The 16930-nt window shown below is 50.2% G+C and carries 16 protein-coding genes; 12 read left to right on the forward strand and 4 right to left on the reverse strand.

Annotation, left to right across the window (positions count from 1 at the left end; genetic code table 11):
- Positions 1-657: 657 nt before the first annotated feature.
- Complete coding sequence (locus NYE74_RS19055) at positions 658-1503, reverse strand: serine/threonine protein kinase (protein WP_036622838.1); 846 nt, start codon at positions 1501-1503, stop codon at positions 658-660.
- 157 nt (positions 1504-1660) lie between these two features.
- Here NYE74_RS19055 and NYE74_RS19060 point away from each other — a divergent pair, with 157 nt between their 5' ends.
- The 5 genes from NYE74_RS19060 to NYE74_RS19080 all read left to right on the forward strand — a co-directional run bounded on the left by NYE74_RS19060 (position 1661) and on the right by NYE74_RS19080 (position 8970).
- On the forward strand, positions 1661-4045 hold the full coding sequence (locus NYE74_RS19060; protein ID WP_341005118.1) for a polyprenyl synthetase family protein: 2385 nt from the start codon (positions 1661-1663) through the stop codon (positions 4043-4045).
- Positions 4046-4156: 111 nt separating this feature from the next.
- The gene (locus NYE74_RS19065; RefSeq protein WP_036622840.1) at positions 4157-5329 is read left to right on the forward strand and encodes a radical SAM/SPASM domain-containing protein; all 1173 of its coding nucleotides are present in this window, start codon (positions 4157-4159) and stop codon (positions 5327-5329) included.
- Positions 5330-5357: 28 nt separating this feature from the next.
- A complete protein-coding gene (locus tag NYE74_RS19070) occupies positions 5358-6380 on the forward strand; it encodes a radical SAM/SPASM domain-containing protein (protein ID WP_124332047.1) in 1023 nt (340 codons plus the stop codon).
- Positions 6381-7370, forward strand: coding sequence for a siroheme decarboxylase subunit beta (ahbB, locus tag NYE74_RS19075; protein WP_316561070.1), 990 nt, complete (start codon positions 6381-6383; stop codon positions 7368-7370).
- A gap of 100 nt (positions 7371-7470) precedes the next feature.
- A complete protein-coding gene (locus tag NYE74_RS19080) occupies positions 7471-8970 on the forward strand; it encodes a beta-N-acetylhexosaminidase (protein ID WP_213510700.1) in 1500 nt (499 codons plus the stop codon).
- Positions 8971-9018: 48 nt separating this feature from the next.
- Here the strand turns inward: NYE74_RS19080 and NYE74_RS19085 are convergent, their stop codons facing one another.
- Both NYE74_RS19085 and NYE74_RS19090 read right to left on the reverse strand, forming a co-directional pair.
- Positions 9019-9324 (reverse strand): type II toxin-antitoxin system RelE/ParE family toxin, encoded by a 306-nt coding sequence (locus NYE74_RS19085; protein ID WP_036622843.1) that lies wholly within the window; start codon positions 9322-9324, stop codon positions 9019-9021.
- The gene (locus NYE74_RS19090; protein WP_036622844.1) at positions 9308-9583 is read right to left on the reverse strand and encodes a type II toxin-antitoxin system Phd/YefM family antitoxin; all 276 of its coding nucleotides are present in this window, start codon (positions 9581-9583) and stop codon (positions 9308-9310) included. Before NYE74_RS19090 ends, NYE74_RS19085 begins: the two co-directional genes overlap by 17 nt.
- 147 nt (positions 9584-9730) lie before the next feature.
- On the opposite strand from NYE74_RS19090, the gene NYE74_RS19095 reads away from it, so the two are divergent.
- The 3 genes from NYE74_RS19095 to NYE74_RS19105 all read left to right on the forward strand — a co-directional run bounded on the left by NYE74_RS19095 (position 9731) and on the right by NYE74_RS19105 (position 12026).
- The gene (locus tag NYE74_RS19095) at positions 9731-10234 is read left to right on the forward strand and encodes a DinB family protein (protein WP_227872748.1); all 504 of its coding nucleotides are present in this window, start codon (positions 9731-9733) and stop codon (positions 10232-10234) included.
- Positions 10235-10559: 325 nt separating this feature from the next.
- Positions 10560-11234: an HAD family hydrolase gene (locus tag NYE74_RS19100; RefSeq protein WP_124332050.1), complete on the forward strand. Its 675-nt coding sequence runs from the start codon at positions 10560-10562 to the stop codon at positions 11232-11234.
- Between the two features lie 30 nt (positions 11235-11264).
- Entirely contained in the window at positions 11265-12026 is a 762-nt protein-coding gene (locus NYE74_RS19105; RefSeq protein WP_124332051.1) for a GNAT family N-acetyltransferase, read from the forward strand.
- A 75-nt stretch (positions 12027-12101) separates the two neighbouring features.
- On the opposite strand, the gene NYE74_RS19110 is transcribed toward NYE74_RS19105, so the two are convergent.
- A complete protein-coding gene (locus tag NYE74_RS19110) occupies positions 12102-13250 on the reverse strand; it encodes a cation:proton antiporter (protein ID WP_036622846.1) in 1149 nt (382 codons plus the stop codon).
- Positions 13251-13536: 286 nt separating this feature from the next.
- On the opposite strand from NYE74_RS19110, the gene NYE74_RS19115 reads away from it, so the two are divergent.
- The 4 genes from NYE74_RS19115 to NYE74_RS19130 all read left to right on the forward strand — a co-directional run bounded on the left by NYE74_RS19115 (position 13537) and on the right by NYE74_RS19130 (position 16923).
- Positions 13537-14148: a TetR/AcrR family transcriptional regulator gene (locus NYE74_RS19115; protein ID WP_164815242.1), complete on the forward strand. Its 612-nt coding sequence runs from the start codon at positions 13537-13539 to the stop codon at positions 14146-14148.
- A complete protein-coding gene (locus NYE74_RS19120; RefSeq protein ID WP_036622848.1) occupies positions 14149-15399 on the forward strand; it encodes a glycosyltransferase in 1251 nt (416 codons plus the stop codon).
- A 172-nt stretch (positions 15400-15571) separates the two neighbouring features.
- Positions 15572-16117 carry a helix-turn-helix domain-containing protein gene (locus NYE74_RS19125; protein WP_036622849.1) on the forward strand — a complete coding sequence of 182 codons (546 nt, stop codon included), beginning with the start codon at positions 15572-15574 and terminating at the stop codon, positions 16115-16117.
- Positions 16118-16140: 23 nt separating this feature from the next.
- Positions 16141-16923, forward strand: a complete 783-nt coding sequence (locus NYE74_RS19130) for a response regulator transcription factor (protein WP_036622850.1) — start codon at positions 16141-16143, stop codon at positions 16921-16923.
- The last annotated feature ends 7 nt before the right edge of the window (positions 16924-16930 follow it).

Genomic DNA, 16930 nt, shown 5'->3' on the forward strand with positions numbered 1-16930 from the left:
AAGCGGCGGCTAACCTTGGACCTGGTATTTTGCGGGTCGCGGTTGGCCGCCGTTTTTAATCTAACCGCTACGCGGGGCCACCGCGAAATTAGCGGTATATAAGGGCGTTATTTCTCCAAAGCAGGGAATCCATCCGAAATAAAGGGAAATTTTGTCGCTATTTTCGGCAGATGAGAGCGAAAAGGTATTTTTTTCAAGCCAGGAATAAAATAGAGGTCCCAAATTCCGCTATTTCACGGACGAGGGAGCGAAAATCAATAATAACGCCCCAAATTACCGCTATCTGGCCGCATTTTGACGTATACCACCGTTAGCTTGAGCTGTATCTTCTGGACTTGTAGTAGTCGTGTCCCATGCGGCCGTGCCGGCGCTTGTAATCCGAAGAGGAGCCAAAAGGGCGAGGGTGCCCGTAACTGCTGCTGTATCGTTTTCCGTAATGCCTCCCCGAGCTGCTGCTGTATCGTTTTCCGTAATGCCTATCCGAACTGCTGTAGCGCCGCCTTCGGTGAGAATCATGAGACATCGAATGCAGGATCTTATCGATGAATCTTCTTAACATCATAATCACTCTCCTTATTTGTAATCATTATTGATATTTTATTCGGATATTAACATAAAGGAGACGGCACTTTCAAATCCGGGTGCATCGTCCGTGCTTTATTGGAATTTGGTATGACGGCTCAGCGACTCCAGCTCTTTCATGAATTCCGCGGAACCCGAATAGGGCTCCCGCAGTTCCAGCAAACGTTCGATGACCGTTTTCAGCTCGCCGGAGAGCGCCAGCTCGTCTTGCCAGCTTCGCTCCTCCGATGGACCGCTGTTTTTTTTCGGCTCGTACGCAGAGTAGAGGAGAAATAGCATAAAATGGCCGATGTCCAGCAAATCGGAGGAAACCTCCGCCGCTTTAAACTGCCTTGAAGCCGTACCACGCCGGCAGAACCCGTTCCGCACGGGAAAATGGTCCGGCGCCGGTTCGCCTATTTTTCTCGCCAAGCCAAAGTCAATGAGATAGATTTCACCATCTTTCACCAGAACGTTGGGAATGCGCAAATCCAAATGGACATATCCTTTTTCGTGGGTGTACATAATGAGCTCCAAAAGCTGCCACGTAATCCGTACGCATTCCCGCTCTCCGTACTTATAGTCCAGCCCAAAGATCAGATCTTCGAACGTATCGCCCTGCAAAAAAGACATTGCCAAATACGCGTTGCCCTTGCCGGTAAACCATTCGATGAATGCGGGAAATCGCGGATGCGGCAACGCCTTCAGAATCATCGCTTCCCTTTCCAGCAAGCGTTTGGCATAGGGGCCTTTGCTTGGTCTGGCCTGCTTGACGGCGACCAGGCTGCCGCTGGCCCGGTCTACACATTTATAGATTAAACCGTAGCTGCCCTGGCCGACGATTTCTTGTACGACATACCGGTTGTCGAGCACTGTGCCCGCCGCAACCGGATAATCCCGCCATGCGGCATAAAACGAGCTCAGGAATGAAACGAAACGCATTCATGGTCCCCCATTTCTCCTTTACATATAGTTGACGCCGCATACTGTAACATTTGTTATAGTAAATGGGGATGACTTTATTTGCAACGGAATGATAGTTTGCTACGTAATCATAAATTACAACGTATCATAGAATAGACAAGACGAGGTAGGCGTTATGAAAATTGAACTTATTGAGGTTGCGGACGCTTCGTACCAAAGGGCCGAGGAGCGGGCGGGCGAATATTTTGCCGCGCTGAAGGCGCAGCTCCATGAACGGAGTTATGTTCCCGGTTTAATCGAAGATATTGGGCAGTGGAAGAGGAGGCATATTCATCGCGCTCCGCTGCCGTTTCTTTTTGCCAGGACACGAAAGAAGCCCGATCCCTCCGACGTTCAAACCTATTTGAGGTGGCTGAACCGGTCGGGCAAGCTGGACGCTTATTTGGAGCGCAGCGTATCTTATATTTATATGCGGGATTTGGGCAAAGATTTGAACGACCCCCGTACGCGAAAGCGGTTGGAGCATTTCCTGGCGGATCTGAAAAAACTCTTCCTGAGCCCCGCCGAATCCGCCGGCGGTAACCTGCCGGAGTTGCTCAGCCTGAGGTCGTTTTACCGCTGGGCCGAGAAGGAAGGCGTGGAGGGCGCTGCCATCTGGCTCATCGATAAGCTCAAAGGCGTGTCCGCCCACCTCCCCAAAGAAATGAATGCGGAGGAAGCCCAGCGGAAGCTGATCAAAATTATTCTCGGCGTCGTATTGCACGCCTTGGACGAAATCAGCGAGGAAGCCCCAGCCGCAAAGCGGGCGCAAATCTTGGAAGCAGCGATCAAATCGGGTTACTATTACGGACTGACTTATCCTTTTATTGACGATTTGCTGGATTCCGAAGCGCTGAACGCGGACGAAAAGGAGCACTATTCCCGGATGATCCGCGCCGCGCTGATCAGCGGGACCGTTCCTGAACCGGGGGAATGGAGCGGCGGGCAGCGCGAATTGATGCGCTACGTGTACACGGAGCTTCGCGAAGCTTACGAGTACATTAAAAGCCGTCAACCCGCGGAAGCCCAGCGGACGTTTTTCGACCAATCCTATGTTTTCTTTCATGCCCAGCATGTGGACAGGGTGAAGGAGCTTGCGCATGCGGATTATTCCAACGAGGAACTATATTTGCCAATTATACTTAAGTCCTCTTCGTCGCGGCTGATTGTCCGTTCCGTGATCGGGGCCCCGCAGGACGAGGGTTTTGACCGGCGGGTGTTTTATTACGGCTTGTACAACCAGTTGGCCGACGATTTCGCCGACCTGTCCGAAGATATGGAGCGCGGCGCGGTAACGCCTTACACCTATTATTATAAATACCGCCATCAACGCCCGGATTTGATCAATCCTTTCGAATTATACTGGGCGGTCATCTTTCATTTGATCCATCATGTCTACCGCTCGGATGCGGCAGTGCGCGAAATCCTGCTCGACCGGGCCATCAATGGGCTTAAGCGGTATCGGAAACGCGCCGGTCAAGCGAAGTACGAAGAAGTGATGGAGATTTTTTCCACGGGCAGTCCGGAATTGAACCGGTTCATAGAGCGCATGGTGCACAAAGCGGAAGACGTGGATTTCTTGGATAAATTGCTGCGGGACCAACTGCTCGCCGTCATGAATCGCCATCGCAGCGAACAGGAGCAATTTGCCGAAATCATCCATACGGCCCGCCTGGCCATTAATAAACGGTTGCCGCTCTCCAAACCGGGAGCCGCCGCTCCGCCGATGCAGGAGCTGCTGATCGAAACGGCCAACTATTGCCTGGAAGGCAGCGGCAAACGGCTGCGGCCGATCCTCGCCTGGGTGATGGGCGTCAATGAGTTCGGGTTGCCGGACGCGGGGCTTACACCGCTGCTTAGAGCGCTCGAATATATGCACACCGCTTCTTTAATTTTCGACGATCTGCCGTCCCAGGACAACTCGTCCATACGCCGAGGGAGGCCTACCCTGCACCGGGTTCACAACAGCGCGATCGCGGAATTGACGGGGATTTTCCTGATTCAGAAGGCCATCGAAGAGGTATCTTCTCTCGAAGGCTTCCCCGGCGGCGCCGTACTTGCTTTGCTGAAGTATATGTCGCAAAAGGCCGGAGAAATTTGCATGGGGCAGGCAATGGACCTTAGTTCCAGAGGCAAGGCGCTGACCTTGGATGAACTGAATCAAATTTGTTTTTACAAAACCGGGATCGCTTTTGAGGTATCGCTGGCGGCACCGGCCATTTTGGCCGGTGACGAGGCGGATATAAACGTTCTGAAAACTTACTCCTATCACGCGGGGATCGCGTTTCAAATAAAAGACGACCTGCTGGATTGGGAGGGCGACCTAAAGCAGCTGGGCAAGCCGACCGGGCAGGACAAAGATAACGAAAATTCTACGTTTGTGGCGATCCTCGGCTTGGAAGGCGCCAGAAAGCAAATGTGGGAACATTACTGCCTAGCCGAGGAAGCTTTGAAGGAGCTGCCGCGGGGCACCGTTTTTTTGAGACACTTACTGCATTTCATCGTGGGCAGGGATCGCTAGGCTATGGCCTGGCGGCCGGCCCATGAATTATATTGTGTAAATTTTCACATACTTTGTTTATAATAATTTTGGATGGATAAATTTACTATCCCAGAGAAAGAGAGGAATGAAATGATCAATGTGACGAAACTGCTCACCGGCATGCAGAGCGAGGGGGATCATCTCCGCTATGACATCACGCCGGGAGACAAACCGTATGGCGTTTCGGCCGGCAAAGGGCCGGTTGTGGTCTGGAACGCGACGCGCTCCTGCAATTTAAGCTGCAAGCATTGCTACGCGGATGCCCGGGCGTCCAAGGAACCGGATGAGCTTTCCACGGCCGAAGCCAAAGCGTTTATCGACGACTTGGCTTCGTTTCAGGTGCCTGTGCTGCTTTTTTCCGGGGGAGAACCCTTGGTCCGCAAAGATATTTTGGAGCTGATTTCTTATGCGGCCGGCAAAGGACTGCGTCCGGTCGTATCCACGAACGGCACGCTGATTACTCACGAGAAAGCGAGGCTGCTGAAGGAGTCCGGGGTCAAATATGTGGGCATCAGCCTCGATGGCCTGGAGGAGCGCCATGATTTGTTCCGCGGCCGGAAGGGTGCTTTTGCCCAGTCGTTGGCCGGTTTGCGCACCTGCCTGTCCGTCGGGCAAAAGGTGGGCGTGCGGTTTACGATCAGCAAGCATACATATCCCGATTTGGATGGGGTGCTCGATTTGATCGACCGGGAGAACATCCCGCGCGCCTGCTTCTATCATCTCGTATATTCCGGTAGAGGAAGCACGCTGCAGACGGAGGATGTCACCCGCGAGGAGTCGCGGCGGGCGCTGGACAAGATCATCGCCAAAACGCTGGATTTGCACCGGAAAGGGAAAAAGACGGAGCTGCTCACCGTGGACAACCATGCGGACGGGGTTTATTTGTATCAATGGATGAGGGAGCATGACCCGGAGCGGGCTCCGCTTTTGCTCGGGCTGCTGCGGCGAAACGGCGGCAACCGTTCCGGGGTGGCCATCGGCTGCGTCGATTGGCATGGGCGTATTTATCCGGACCAATTCACCCGGCACCTGGAGATTGGCAACCTTCGCACACAGAAGTTCAGCGAAGTTTGGCGGGAAGCGGCCCACCCCGTCATGGCCGGACTGCGGGACCGGAAACCGCTGCTGAAAGGGCGGTGCACGGCGTGTGCTTGGCTGGATTTGTGCAACGGCAACTTCCGGGCAAGAGCGTCGGCCACCGGCGATTTCTGGGCGGCCGATCCTTCCTGTTATTTAAGCGATCGTGAAATCGGGATCGTATAAAGCCAACGTATAAAAAGGAGATAACGCCATGCTCGTATCCTGGAATGTGACCAGAAGATGCAATCTTTATTGTGAACATTGCTATCGCGATTCCGGACCGGAGTCGCCGACGGAAGGCGAACTGACGACGGAGGAAGGGCGCCGGCTGATAGATCAGATCAAGGAGGCGGGATTCCGGATGCTTATTTTCAGCGGCGGCGAACCGCTGACCCGCGGCGATCTTTGCGAGCTGATCGCTTACGCAGCGGGGCGTGGGCTGCGCGCCGCGCTGGGCAGCAATGGCACGCTTCTTGACAGCGCCAAAGCCGCCGAGCTGAAAGAAGCCGGTCTGGCGGGCATCGCCATCAGCATTGACAGCGCTTCTCCCGCCTACCACAACCGCTTCCGAAAGGCGTCCGACGGGTGGGAGCGGGCGGTGCTGGGGATACGTTACGCGCGTGAAGCCGGGCTCAAGGTTCAGATCAATATGACGCTGACCACCGAAAATATGGACGATTTCGAACGGGTGGCCGCATTGGCGGAGGAGTTGGACGTTTCCTCCCTGCATCCGTTTTTTCTCGTCCCGACCGGCCGCGGCATTTACATCGAAGAAAATGCGTTAAAGCGCGAACATTATTTCACCGCATTAAAAAACGTCCTGGCCAAGCGAAAGACGACCTCGGTCGAAATCAAGCCGACTTGCGCTCCGCAATTTATGCCTTTGGCCAAAAGCATGGGACTTAACCTGCGCTACACGCGCGGCTGCCTGGCCGGTGTCGCCTATTGCTCCATCCTGCCGAACGGCGAGGTGCATATTTGCCCGTACCTGCCGGTCAAGGTCGGCGATGTGCGCGAGCGGCCGTTTCACGAAATTTGGGAAACCAGCCCGGCGTTTCAGGACTTAAGGAATTTCGAGAAATATGAAGGATCTTGCGGGTCGTGCCGGAATGTCGGGATTTGCGGAGGCTGCCGGGCCAGATCGTATTATTACAGCGGCGGCAATTATTTGGCGGAGGAGCCATGGTGTCATAAAAGACCGGCTGCAAGAGCGGCGGGCGGGAGGGAAGTTTAAATGGAGCTGGATGCGCAGGATCGGTCTCTCCTGAACCGGCTGCAGGCCCGCATTCCTCTGACGGCCGAGCCTTGGCAAGCGATTGGCGAAGAGCTGGGGCTGAAGCCGGGAGAAGTGCTGGAACGGCTAAAGGGACTTAAGGATCAAGGAGTTATTCGGCGGATTGGCGGCGTTTTCAACCCGGCGGGTCTGGGGTACGCGGGAAGGCTTTATGCCATGGAGGTGGAGGAGAGCCGCTTTTATCAGGCCGCTGCCGTCGTCAACGGCTTTAAAGGGGTAACCCACAATTACCGCAGGCGGCATCGGCTGAATATGTGGTTTACTTTATCGGCACGGTCGGAGGAAGAGCGCGAGGCGATTCTCGGGCCGATTCGTAAAGCAGCGGGTTATGCGCGGCTGTACGAATTTCCGTCCGAGCAGGTGTTCAAGCTGAACGTGTTTTTGAATATGGAAGGGAACGCCGAAAAGGGCAGCCCTCCGCTGTCCAGAAGCCAGGAGCGCGTGAGCCTTTCGCCGCGGCGGGCTTGCGAGACCGATGAACTGGATCTGCGGATCATTCGCGAGCTGCAGGGCGATATGCCGCTGTTGCCCGACCCTTTTGCGGAGGTGGCGGACCGGGCTGGCTGCGGCAGAGAAGACGTATTGATCCGGCTGGAAAGGATGCAGGCTACGGGGGTTCTGAAGCGGGTTGCCGCCGTTTTGCGGCACAGGGAGGCCGGTTTTTCCGCCAACGGCCTGTTTGTTGCGGTTCTGCCGCAGGAAAAAATCTGCGAGTCCGGCCAAAGGTTAGCTGGGTTCAAAGAGGTCAGCCATTGCTATCAGCGCCGCTCCTATTCGGATTGGCCGTACAATTTATATGCGATGATTCACGCCTCCGAGGAAGCGGAAGTTCAGCGTGTTGTCAGGGAGTTTGTTGAAGAAGAACCGGTTGAGGCTTATGACATTCTTTTCAGTACGGAAGAGTTAAAGAAGACAAGCTGGTCGCTGTAATTTTTTTGAGGAAATCGGCAGGCTTGCGGGCAGCAGCTGTGTTAATATGGAAAGAGGTTTAAGTGCCATTTCGGAATAAAACCAATGATGAGGTGAGCTAATGGAAACTCAGCATGGAATGGGAACTCTTTTTCCGAGCGTGCAGCAGTTTACAACAGCGTCCGAAGATCGGTGGAAGCCGGCCGCTTCCTCCAAAATTCTCATTATTTCCAATGCAAAATCCTCCGGCAATCCGCGGCTTGACGATACGGTGTCGCTGCTTCAGTCGGAGTTTGCGGCTAAACGGCTGCCGACCGAAAACAAGCTGCCGCTTCAATACGGAGCCATCGGCGACGCGGCCCCCGGCGATTTGGTCATCGAGCTTGCTGAACCGCCGGAAACAAGCAATCCGGAGGGCTGCACGATCGACATTGGAAGTTTTGTTAAAGTAACGGCTCCTGGCGAGCGAGCGGTCATGTACGGCGTCAGAACCGTGCTGCAGCAGCTGCTGCGGAAGGGCTATCTGCCTTGCGGCAAGGCCGTCGATTACCCGGCGGTGCAAGAACGGGCGCTGCATGTGGATATGGGGAGAAAGTTTTTTACGGCCGAATGGATCGTGGCAAGAATTAAGGAAATGTCCTGGCTGAAGCTAAACGCGCTGCAGCTGCATTTTTCGGAAAACGAAGGTTTTACGCTGCGGAGCGACCGCCATCCGGAAGTCATGTCGCCGGAATATTTAACGAAAGAGCAAATGCGGGAGATCGCCCGGGTGGCGGAACGTTATCACGTTACGCTAATCCCTTCCCTGGATTCGCCGGGCCATCTGGGCTACGCCTTGCGGAATCATCCGGACTGGCTGTTGAAAGATACGAACGGTGTTCCGGCAAAGGGAGCGCTGGATATTACGAATCCGCACGCCAGAGCGTTTGTGCTGGATTTGATTGACGAGTATGCGGAACTGTTTCAAGCCAGCCCTTATTTCCATATCGGCGGAGACGAATTTATCGATTTTGAAAAGTTTGACGCGTACCCCCAACTGGCGTCGTATGCCCGGGAGACGTTGGGGATCCAAGGCGGTACGGGCGTCGATGCATATATCGACTATGTTAACGATATTGCCGATCATCTGGAGCGTAAGGGTTTTGTCGTGCGGGCGTGGAACGACGGATTATACCGCGCCGATCAGACGGAACGCGCCGCGCTCAAGTCTACCATTCAAATCGCCTATTGGACCAAATGGCATCGCAATATGGCTAGGGTGGAAGCTTTTATGGACAAGGGCCATGACTTATTGAATTATAACGATTCGTATTTCTACTATGTGCTGGGGGAAAATGCCGGCTACAAATATCCAAAGGGAGAAAAGATCTACGACAGCTGGCATCCCGGTGTGTTCCCCAGAGTGAGCGAGGCGGAAAGGCAAGAGTACGCGCGGCCATACCCCGACGCATTGATCGGCTGCTCTTTTGCCATTTGGAGCGACAAACCGTCGGCGCAGACCGAAGCCGAGGTGAGCGCCGGCATCGCCGAACCGTTGCGGGCCATGGCGGAAAAATCATGGCTTGCGGAGAAGCGCTACGGCAGTTATGAGGAGTTTAAGGCGGCGTTTACGTCTTTATAGATTTCGGAACAGCAAATCCCTACTTTTTGATGGAAGTAGGGATTTATATTAAAACAAGAAATTGTATTTTCGCTTTCCGTGAAGGATTCTGCGGATTTCCACAGTTTCATCATTAACTACACAAAATACAATATATGGGTCAACTATCAGCATTCTGTAATTCAGTGCCTGAAGACGAAGGTCATTTGGAATAGATTTGTTGTTGGGGAATATTTCCAGAATAGAGATGGTTTGGTCAAGCTTATTGGCCATTAAGAATGCGGCGTCAGGATTATCAAGCATGATGTATTGGATGATTTCAGATAAGTCTTCTTCAGCAATGGGCAAGTATTCGATTTTATATTTCTTGTCCACGGATTTGACTCCTAAGGTTTTTCATCACTTCAGCGTGACTCTTTTTGGGAGCTCCGTCATTACTTTGCTTTTCAGCCAAGGCGAGCTTTTGGTATAGTTCGATTAAAGCTTGTTGTTTCTCAAATGCAGCATGACTCATGACGACAAGATCACTTTGTCCATTTTTTGTAATAAAAATAGGTTCTCCATCCTGATGTGCTAATTCGGAAATCAAGTTGAAATTATTTCTTAAATCAGAGATGGGACGAATCGTGGGCATTTTTTTCACCTCAATCATTTTATTGTTATTAATATTATCATAATTATGATAATGAATACAGGGGTGAGGGCGAACACGGCAAATTGTAACGGTTATAGGCGTGCTTAGCCGTTTTTTTGATTAACTTTTTATAGCGGGGGATGCAGTTTGAAGCAGATAGATTTGCAACCTGTAACGGGAATGTCGCCTGTTATCGGTTTATTGCATGCGATGGTGAGGTTTAATTTTTTGCGCTTGAAGCAAGCGGTAGAAGGGTTGACGCAGAAAAAAATCGATTACAAGGGGCCAAAAGGGGAACAAAACAGCATAGCGCAATTAATCAGGCATTTGACGGTCGTTGATCTTCATTGGGTGTATCGTCTGCAAAAGGCGGAAGTTCCGGCAGAATATACTGCGAAGTTTGGGCCGATGTATGATGCGGACGGTAAGCTGCCTATGGTCAAAAACGTTCCCTTGCAAACTCTTCTGGAAGATTACGAGCAGATTCAGGAAATGCTAAAAGAAGTATGTTTAAAACTGGATGATGATGAACTATTGAAAGAAGTTCCTTATGAAAACGGCAATACAGCAACCGTTCGCTGGGGCATTTGGCATATCGCCGATCATAGCCGCCACCATTATGCTCATATCGTCGGCCTGAAAAAGGGCTGAAGTCTAGAAACCAGTGTTCAACAGCACGCTACTGGAATGACCGACCGTCGGCTAGGTATGACCAAGTGGCCTTCATAATAGCGGCATTTTATGTACTTATTTTCCTATGAATGGTCCAGAATGGGGGCAGTTTCACGTGATCCGGGAAAATAGCGACATAAATTGCCCCTAAAACTCTCAAATGGAAGGTTACCGCCGGAATAAAGACATTTTTTGTTCTTATGTTTTTCGCCGGAGCCTTTCGTTCGGTCCAAGTGCAATTTCTGTTTGTTACACGTAATGATAGTGTCGCAGACGATACTTTTTTTCTAAGGAATGATAAAATGTGAAACCGTTTGAAGTCGTTAGTCTGGATATGTTCCAAACTTTAGTGAATGTGGATTCCAGAATCGAGCAGATATGGAAGCCGATATTAGTGAATACCTATACGCATGAAGCTGCAGACGAGTGCGGGCGTTTATTATTAAATTATTTTTTCGAGCATTGGGAACAGATGAAAGAAACGAAACTATTTTTCTTAATGAGCGAAGTATATGAACGCAGTTTCGGAAGCTTATTCCGGCAAATGAACATGACGTACGAGGCAGCGGCAGCCCTTAAAATATTATTTGAGGAACACACACGCTCGGAATTATATGAAGACACGTCCAGTTTCTTAAATAGAATTTCGCCAAACTATAAGGTTTGTATCGTTAGTGATGCGGACGAGGCGATGATCCCGGAATTTTATAAGGAATACGGGATGCGGATTCTGACTTCCGAACATTATCGGTCTTATAAAAATGACGAAAACAATACGATGTTTAAAGAATTGCTTCAAATTTATGATACGGATCCGGACAAAGTTATTCATATCGGAGATTCGGTTTCCGATGTCGAAGGGGCAAAGCGGGAAGGCATAAAAGCATGCTGGTTGAACCGGAATAAGCGCGTTTGGAATCACGAAATTGAACCGGACTATGTCATAGAATCATTAAGCGATTTAGAAGTCATACTGTAATTCATCCGTGAAAGGAAGGTCCCGAATCCGATGCAAGCTATTCAGATGATTGAATTAAATCAGCAAAACCTTGAAGAAGAAGGAGGATATTGCTTACGAAGCAAACCTCTATCAACCGGATATCAGAACAAAAACAACTGGTTAAAGGACGAGCTGGCAGCAGGATTAAAATACATAAAGCTGATGGAAAATGGAAAACAAGCAGGATTTATAGAGTATACGGCTGCGGAATATTCGTCCAGAGTCGTCCACGCCAACGATTATATGATCATCCATTGCTTATGGGTCAACATTTCCGGAAAAGGCTACGGAACCAGACTTATCCATAAATGCATTGAAGATGCAAGGCAGCAAAATAAATGCGGTGTTGCGGTAATCACCAATTCGGACACTTCTTGGACTCCGAGCAAAGACATTTTCTTGAAAAACGGGTTTACTCTGATTCAAGAAGCGCCCTACGGATTTGAACTGTTAGTACATCCGCTCAAGGATGGTCCGCTTCCTTTTTTTCCAAACAATTGGGAGGAAAGATTGAAAAATTCCGATGAACTAACCATTTTCCGCACCAACCAATGTCCGTTTGTGGATGTCGCTACCGAAAATATGTTAGAAGGGGCTCGAAAGCTCGGGCTTGAAGCCAAAGTCATTGATATGAAAAACAGAGAAGAATTGATGGCGTTATCCCCGACGCCGTACGGTATTTTTGGGGTTACTTATCGCGGGCGATTAGTTACGTTCCATAGACTTACCGTTCACTCCGCAATCAAGAAACTTAAATCCCTTTGCAATTAAGCAGAGAAAAATGACTCAAGGAGATTCTGGAATCATCTCCTTGAGTCGCCAGTTTCAAGCAAAAGCTCATGCAAGCTATAACGTGCCGGGCTTTTTTTCCTTTTCGTTAAAAAACAGCTTCATCATCGGAGGGGTGACGATCGTCGTGATCAGTACAACAAGCACAATGACGGCGAACATCCCTTCGTTCAGCAGCCCGGCTTCTTGACCGATGGCGGCAATGATCAGCGCGACCTCGCCCCGGGACACCATCGCCGAGCCGATCCCTAGGGCGCTGCGCCAACCGAAGCCGGCGGCTTTGGCCCCAAAGGCCGATCCCAATAGTTTGGTGGCTATGGCCAGCACGCTTAATCCGGCAATCAGGCCGAGCTGGGAGGAGACGGCGGAAAAATCGACCTTTACGCCAATCGTCGTAAAAAACACGGGGACAAACACAGCGTATCCGATCGTTTCGATTTTTTCGGTAACCTCGCGCTTATACATGGTAAGGCTGATTGCCACCCCCGCAATATACGCCCCGATAATAGCGGCCACGCCGGCATATTCAGCCATGTAAGCAAACAGGAAGCAAATGATCAATGCTGCGGAGATGACCGACTCCGACACGCGGAGCGGAGAGAACTTGCGCAGTACCCAAGGGACGACTTTCCAACTCAAAACGATCGCGATCGCAAAAAACGCGAACTTCTTCAATATAATCATGCCCAAGTTTACGTCGCCGCCGGCGAAGCTCATGACAAAGGCCAGCAGGATAATGACGAGAACATCGTCAATCACGGCAGCCCCCAGGATCGTAGCACCCTCTCTGGATTTGAGCCTGCCCATTTCTTTCAGCGCCTGGACGGAAATACTAACGCTCGTCGCGGAAAGCAGCAAGCCGAGGAAAATAGCTTCAAATACGGGCATGCCGATTAGAATACCCGATAGATATCCTAATCCGAAAGGGAGGGCGATGCCGGCCAAACCTACGTAAGCGGATGCTTTGCCGGATTTCTTGAATTCATCCACATCCGTTTCCAGACCCGCAATAAACATGAGTAATATGACGCCGATCTGACTTATTTCTTCAAGAATATCGGTTTCATGGATCAAGCCCAACACCGCAGGGCCAAGCAAAATGCCTATAAGCAGTTTCCCCAAAACCGCTGGCTGCCGCAGCCTTACGCTCAGGTCCCCGGCCAATTTGGATGCGACCAGGATAATGGCCAGTTCTAAAATCAGCATGTCAATCATCCTCCATTGAAGTATATGATGTGAAAAAAATTAAAAAAAAACACAAAAAGAGCCTGCAACCAAGGGAATGTTATGCCGAAAACGACATACTACTCCCTTGGTGACAGGCTCCTCCAGGTAAAGCATTTTAAATTTTAATCAACGAGTGTAATTATACCAAAAAGAACAGGTTAGCGCCACTCATTTTTTTAATATGAAATTGACCGATCGGTCAATATATTATATATTATTTATTGACCATATGGTCATTTTTTTGAGGGAGATGGTGTACATAATCATGAAGATAGACAAAAAACAAGCCATTTTGCAGGCAGCTTTAGAAGAGTTTTATCAAAAGGGTTATGAAGGCGCTTCTACGAATCGGATCACCAAGGAGGCCGGGGTTTCTAAGGGAATCCTTTTTCATTATTTTTCAGATAAAAGGACATTGTATTTAACTCTGGTTGATGAGTGCATGAACCATTACTATCGCACCCTGAACTCAAATCTGACGGATCTCTCCGACGATCTTTTTGAAGCCTTAGAACAGCTATCCAAAATAAAGATAAACTTATTCAAGAGCGATCCTATGATGTATGGGTTTATTTCCCATGCGTTTATGGCTATGCCGGAAGAACTAAAGTCTGAGCTTGAGCTTAAGCAACGGCGAATGCAAACTGATTCCGTTCCTCTACTTGCAAGCAGGATCGATCGGAGCCGCTTTCGAAGCGGAATCAAGCCGGAGGAAGCCATCGAATTTGTATTGTTGTCCTTGGAAGCGTTGATTACCAAGCGATTGTCCAAGCTGCGCGAAGAAAAGTTGAATGGAAATGAAATTGCCGTAGTTATGGACACGAGTCCTTATTTAGATATGTTGAGGTACGGCATCTATCGAAAGGAGGAGAACTGAATGAGAATAAAGCTGCTGACGATCGGAACACGGGGAGATGTGCAGCCTTTTATTGCTTTGGGGAACGGCCTTCAGAGGCGCGGGCATGATGTTGTCGTGTGTACATCCCGGGAATTTGAGGACTTTGTTCGTACGTTTGGAGTCGGCTTCGCCCCGATACGGGCCGACTTCATGAAATTAACTCAATCCGTGGAAGGCAAACGCATGCTCGGCAGCAATCCCTTGGAAATCATAAAGCAAATGAAAAAGCTAATCTATCCTATGATGCAGCAAATGCTTGAAGATCTTTGGACGGTATCGCGCGACGCGGATGTGCTTATCTATCATCCCAAAGCATTCGGCGGGTATGATATCGCGCAAAAACAGGGAATCCCCGTTTTTGCGGCTCATCCAATTCCCATTATTGCGCCTACAGGAAACTTTACCCATCCAAGCCTGCCCTTCTCGTTAAAGAATCGATGGTTAAACCAGAAAAGCTATCAGTTGAACCGACTATTTCTTTCCTCCTTCATGAGTATGATTAACAAGTGGAGACGAGAGACGTTAAACTTGCCTGCACGCAGCGTGTTCACGAATGATCTGCGTATTGATGGACGCGCTATCCCGGTGCTGTATGGCTGCAGTCCGTCAGTCATTCCTTATGACCGGAAATGGAAGGACCAGGTGAGCATGGAGGGTTTCTGGTTTCTGCAGGATGCGGACGATTGGCACCCTCCGAAGATATTAGAGTCTTTTATCGCGGCAGGTTCCCCGCCCATAGTTATAAGTTTTAGCAGTATGCCTTTAAAAAAGCCGGATAAAGTGTTGGAAATGATCAAGCAGGCCTTAAAACGAACCGGACAGCGGGGGATTATTATGACCGGCTCGAGCGGCTTAAGTTACAGCTGCGATACGGACGAGAACATCTTATGCATTCAAGAAGCCCCGCATTCGTGGCTGTTCCCGCTGTCCGCCGGTGTTATCCATCATGGCGGAGCTGGAACAACAGCAGCTGCCCTGAAGGCGGGAAAGCCGATGACGATCTGTCCTTTTACGGGGGATCAGCCCTTCTGGGCGAGACGAATGCATGAGTTAGGCGTGTCCACTCAGCCGCTGCATGAGAATACAATGTCGGTAGACAGTTTGGCTGATCGAATGCTCGCTCTGACCAGCAGCTCTAAACTTAAGAACAATGTACTTTCGCTGTCGGCTAAGATTCATAAAGAGATGGGAGTAGAGCGGACATTGGATTTTATTGAGCGACGACTGTAACAATCTTTTTAGGAAACTAAAACTAATCTAAGTAATACCCAGAAACGATTTTTATCACAGATATGTTAAATTATCCAAGTCTATTTGTTAAAATTTATTGACAATTCCAATTAAATGTTGTTTCATTTGATTAAACCAAGTTGAATTCATTTTTATTTAGGGGATAACTTACGTGGAACTGGGCAGTAAAATCCGAAAGATCCGTAAATCACAAAACCGGAGTCTGGACGACATCGCCAAGGCCTGCGGGTTTACGAAAAGCCTGTTGTCCAAAATCGAAAACGGGAAAACGGTGCCCCCGATCGGCACGCTCATCAAGATTGCCGAAGCGCTGGGAACCAAAGTCTCCGTGCTGCTCGACGACAGCGATCTGCATGGTACCGTGCACACCACGAAAGCGGCGAGTATGGATAAAATGGTCCGCACCGACAAAGGGTATTCCTTTTCCGCGATTGCGGCGGAACGGCCGGAGAAATTGATGCAGCCGTTTTATTTCGTGGCCAGGAAAGGAAAGGCCGGGAACCGGACGCTGTCTCATGTCGGACAGGAATTTATTTATGTGCTGGAAGGCACCATGATTTATTACGTAGGCAACGAAGCGTATACGCTAAACGCCGGCGACAGCTTGTATTTCGACTCTTTTGAAAATCATAAATATACGCCGCTGACGGATGAAGTCAAGTATTTGTCGGTGTTTTGCTCCGATTCCAAAGCCTGACGGCAAAAAAGAGGGGATGGAAAATGCTGAACATTTTGGTCGTGGACGACGAACCGAAGCACCGGAAAGGGCTGTCGCGGATGCTTCAGGGGCTGAACCCGAAGTGCAACATTTTTCATGCCAGGGACGGTGCGGAGGCGCTTGAAAGCATCAGCGTTCATCCCGTTGACCTGGTCTTTACGGACATTCAAATGCCGGTGATGGGCGGGCTCGAATTCATGGAGCATTTGGCCCGGCGCGGCGGGAACGAAAGCGTCATTATTATGAGCGCGTATTCGGAGTTTGCCTATGCGCAGCGCGCGCTGCAACTTGGGGCCTGCGATTATTTGCTCAAGCCGGTGGAAGAGCATAAAATCGCGCCGCTGTTGGCGAAAGCGGAGCAACAAGCAAGCGCCGTGCGTCCCGCCGCCTCGAAGGCGGCCCGGGAATGGCTCTTCGAGTTTGACGACCGCCCGAATAATCCGAAGCAATGTAAAGCCGAGCCGATTATCGAAAGCTGCAAAACCTATATTGACACGCATTACCATGAAGAAGATTTGTCGCTAAGCACGCTGGCCGTGAAGTTTTATTTCAATCCTTCGTATTTTTGCAACCTTTTCAAAACGCATACGCGTATGACCATCCACCAATACATTACCCAAACCCGCATGAAGGCGGCGGCAAGACTGCTGCTGCATACCTCGCAAAAGGTTTACCAAATTGCCGAAAACGTAGGTTATAAAGATGTAAAGTATTTTATTCGCCTGTTCCGCAAGGAATTCGGCGCAAGTCCGGAAGAATACCGCCGCCTGTCCGCCATTCGCTAAATAAGGA

The sequence above is a fragment of the Paenibacillus sp. FSL P4-0127 genome, from assembly GCF_038007325.1.
Classification (GTDB): Bacteria; Bacillota; Bacilli; order Paenibacillales; family Paenibacillaceae; genus Fontibacillus; species Fontibacillus macerans.

Excerpts from the sequence above, each read along its gene's own strand:
- NYE74_RS19120 (WP_036622848.1), top strand. The coding sequence starts at position 14,149 with ATGAGAATAAAGCTGCTGACGATCGGAACACGGGGAGATGTGCAGCCT.
- NYE74_RS19090 (WP_036622844.1), bottom strand. The coding sequence starts at position 9,583 with ATGCCCACGATTCGTCCCATCTCTGATTTAAGAAATAATTTCAACTTG.
- NYE74_RS19110 (WP_036622846.1), bottom strand. The coding sequence starts at position 13,250 with ATGCTGATTTTAGAACTGGCCATTATCCTGGTCGCATCCAAATTGGCC.
- NYE74_RS19080 (WP_213510700.1), top strand. The coding sequence starts at position 7,471 with ATGGAAACTCAGCATGGAATGGGAACTCTTTTTCCGAGCGTGCAGCAG.
- NYE74_RS19105 (WP_124332051.1), top strand. The coding sequence starts at position 11,265 with ATGCAAGCTATTCAGATGATTGAATTAAATCAGCAAAACCTTGAAGAA.
- ahbB (WP_316561070.1), top strand. The coding sequence starts at position 6,381 with ATGGAGCTGGATGCGCAGGATCGGTCTCTCCTGAACCGGCTGCAGGCC.
- NYE74_RS19060 (WP_341005118.1), top strand. The coding sequence starts at position 1,661 with ATGAAAATTGAACTTATTGAGGTTGCGGACGCTTCGTACCAAAGGGCC.
- NYE74_RS19065 (WP_036622840.1), top strand. The coding sequence starts at position 4,157 with ATGATCAATGTGACGAAACTGCTCACCGGCATGCAGAGCGAGGGGGAT.
- NYE74_RS19115 (WP_164815242.1), top strand. The coding sequence starts at position 13,537 with ATGAAGATAGACAAAAAACAAGCCATTTTGCAGGCAGCTTTAGAAGAG.
- NYE74_RS19055 (WP_036622838.1), bottom strand. The coding sequence starts at position 1,503 with ATGCGTTTCGTTTCATTCCTGAGCTCGTTTTATGCCGCATGGCGGGAT.
- NYE74_RS19130 (WP_036622850.1), top strand. The coding sequence starts at position 16,141 with ATGCTGAACATTTTGGTCGTGGACGACGAACCGAAGCACCGGAAAGGG.
- NYE74_RS19070 (WP_124332047.1), top strand. The coding sequence starts at position 5,358 with ATGCTCGTATCCTGGAATGTGACCAGAAGATGCAATCTTTATTGTGAA.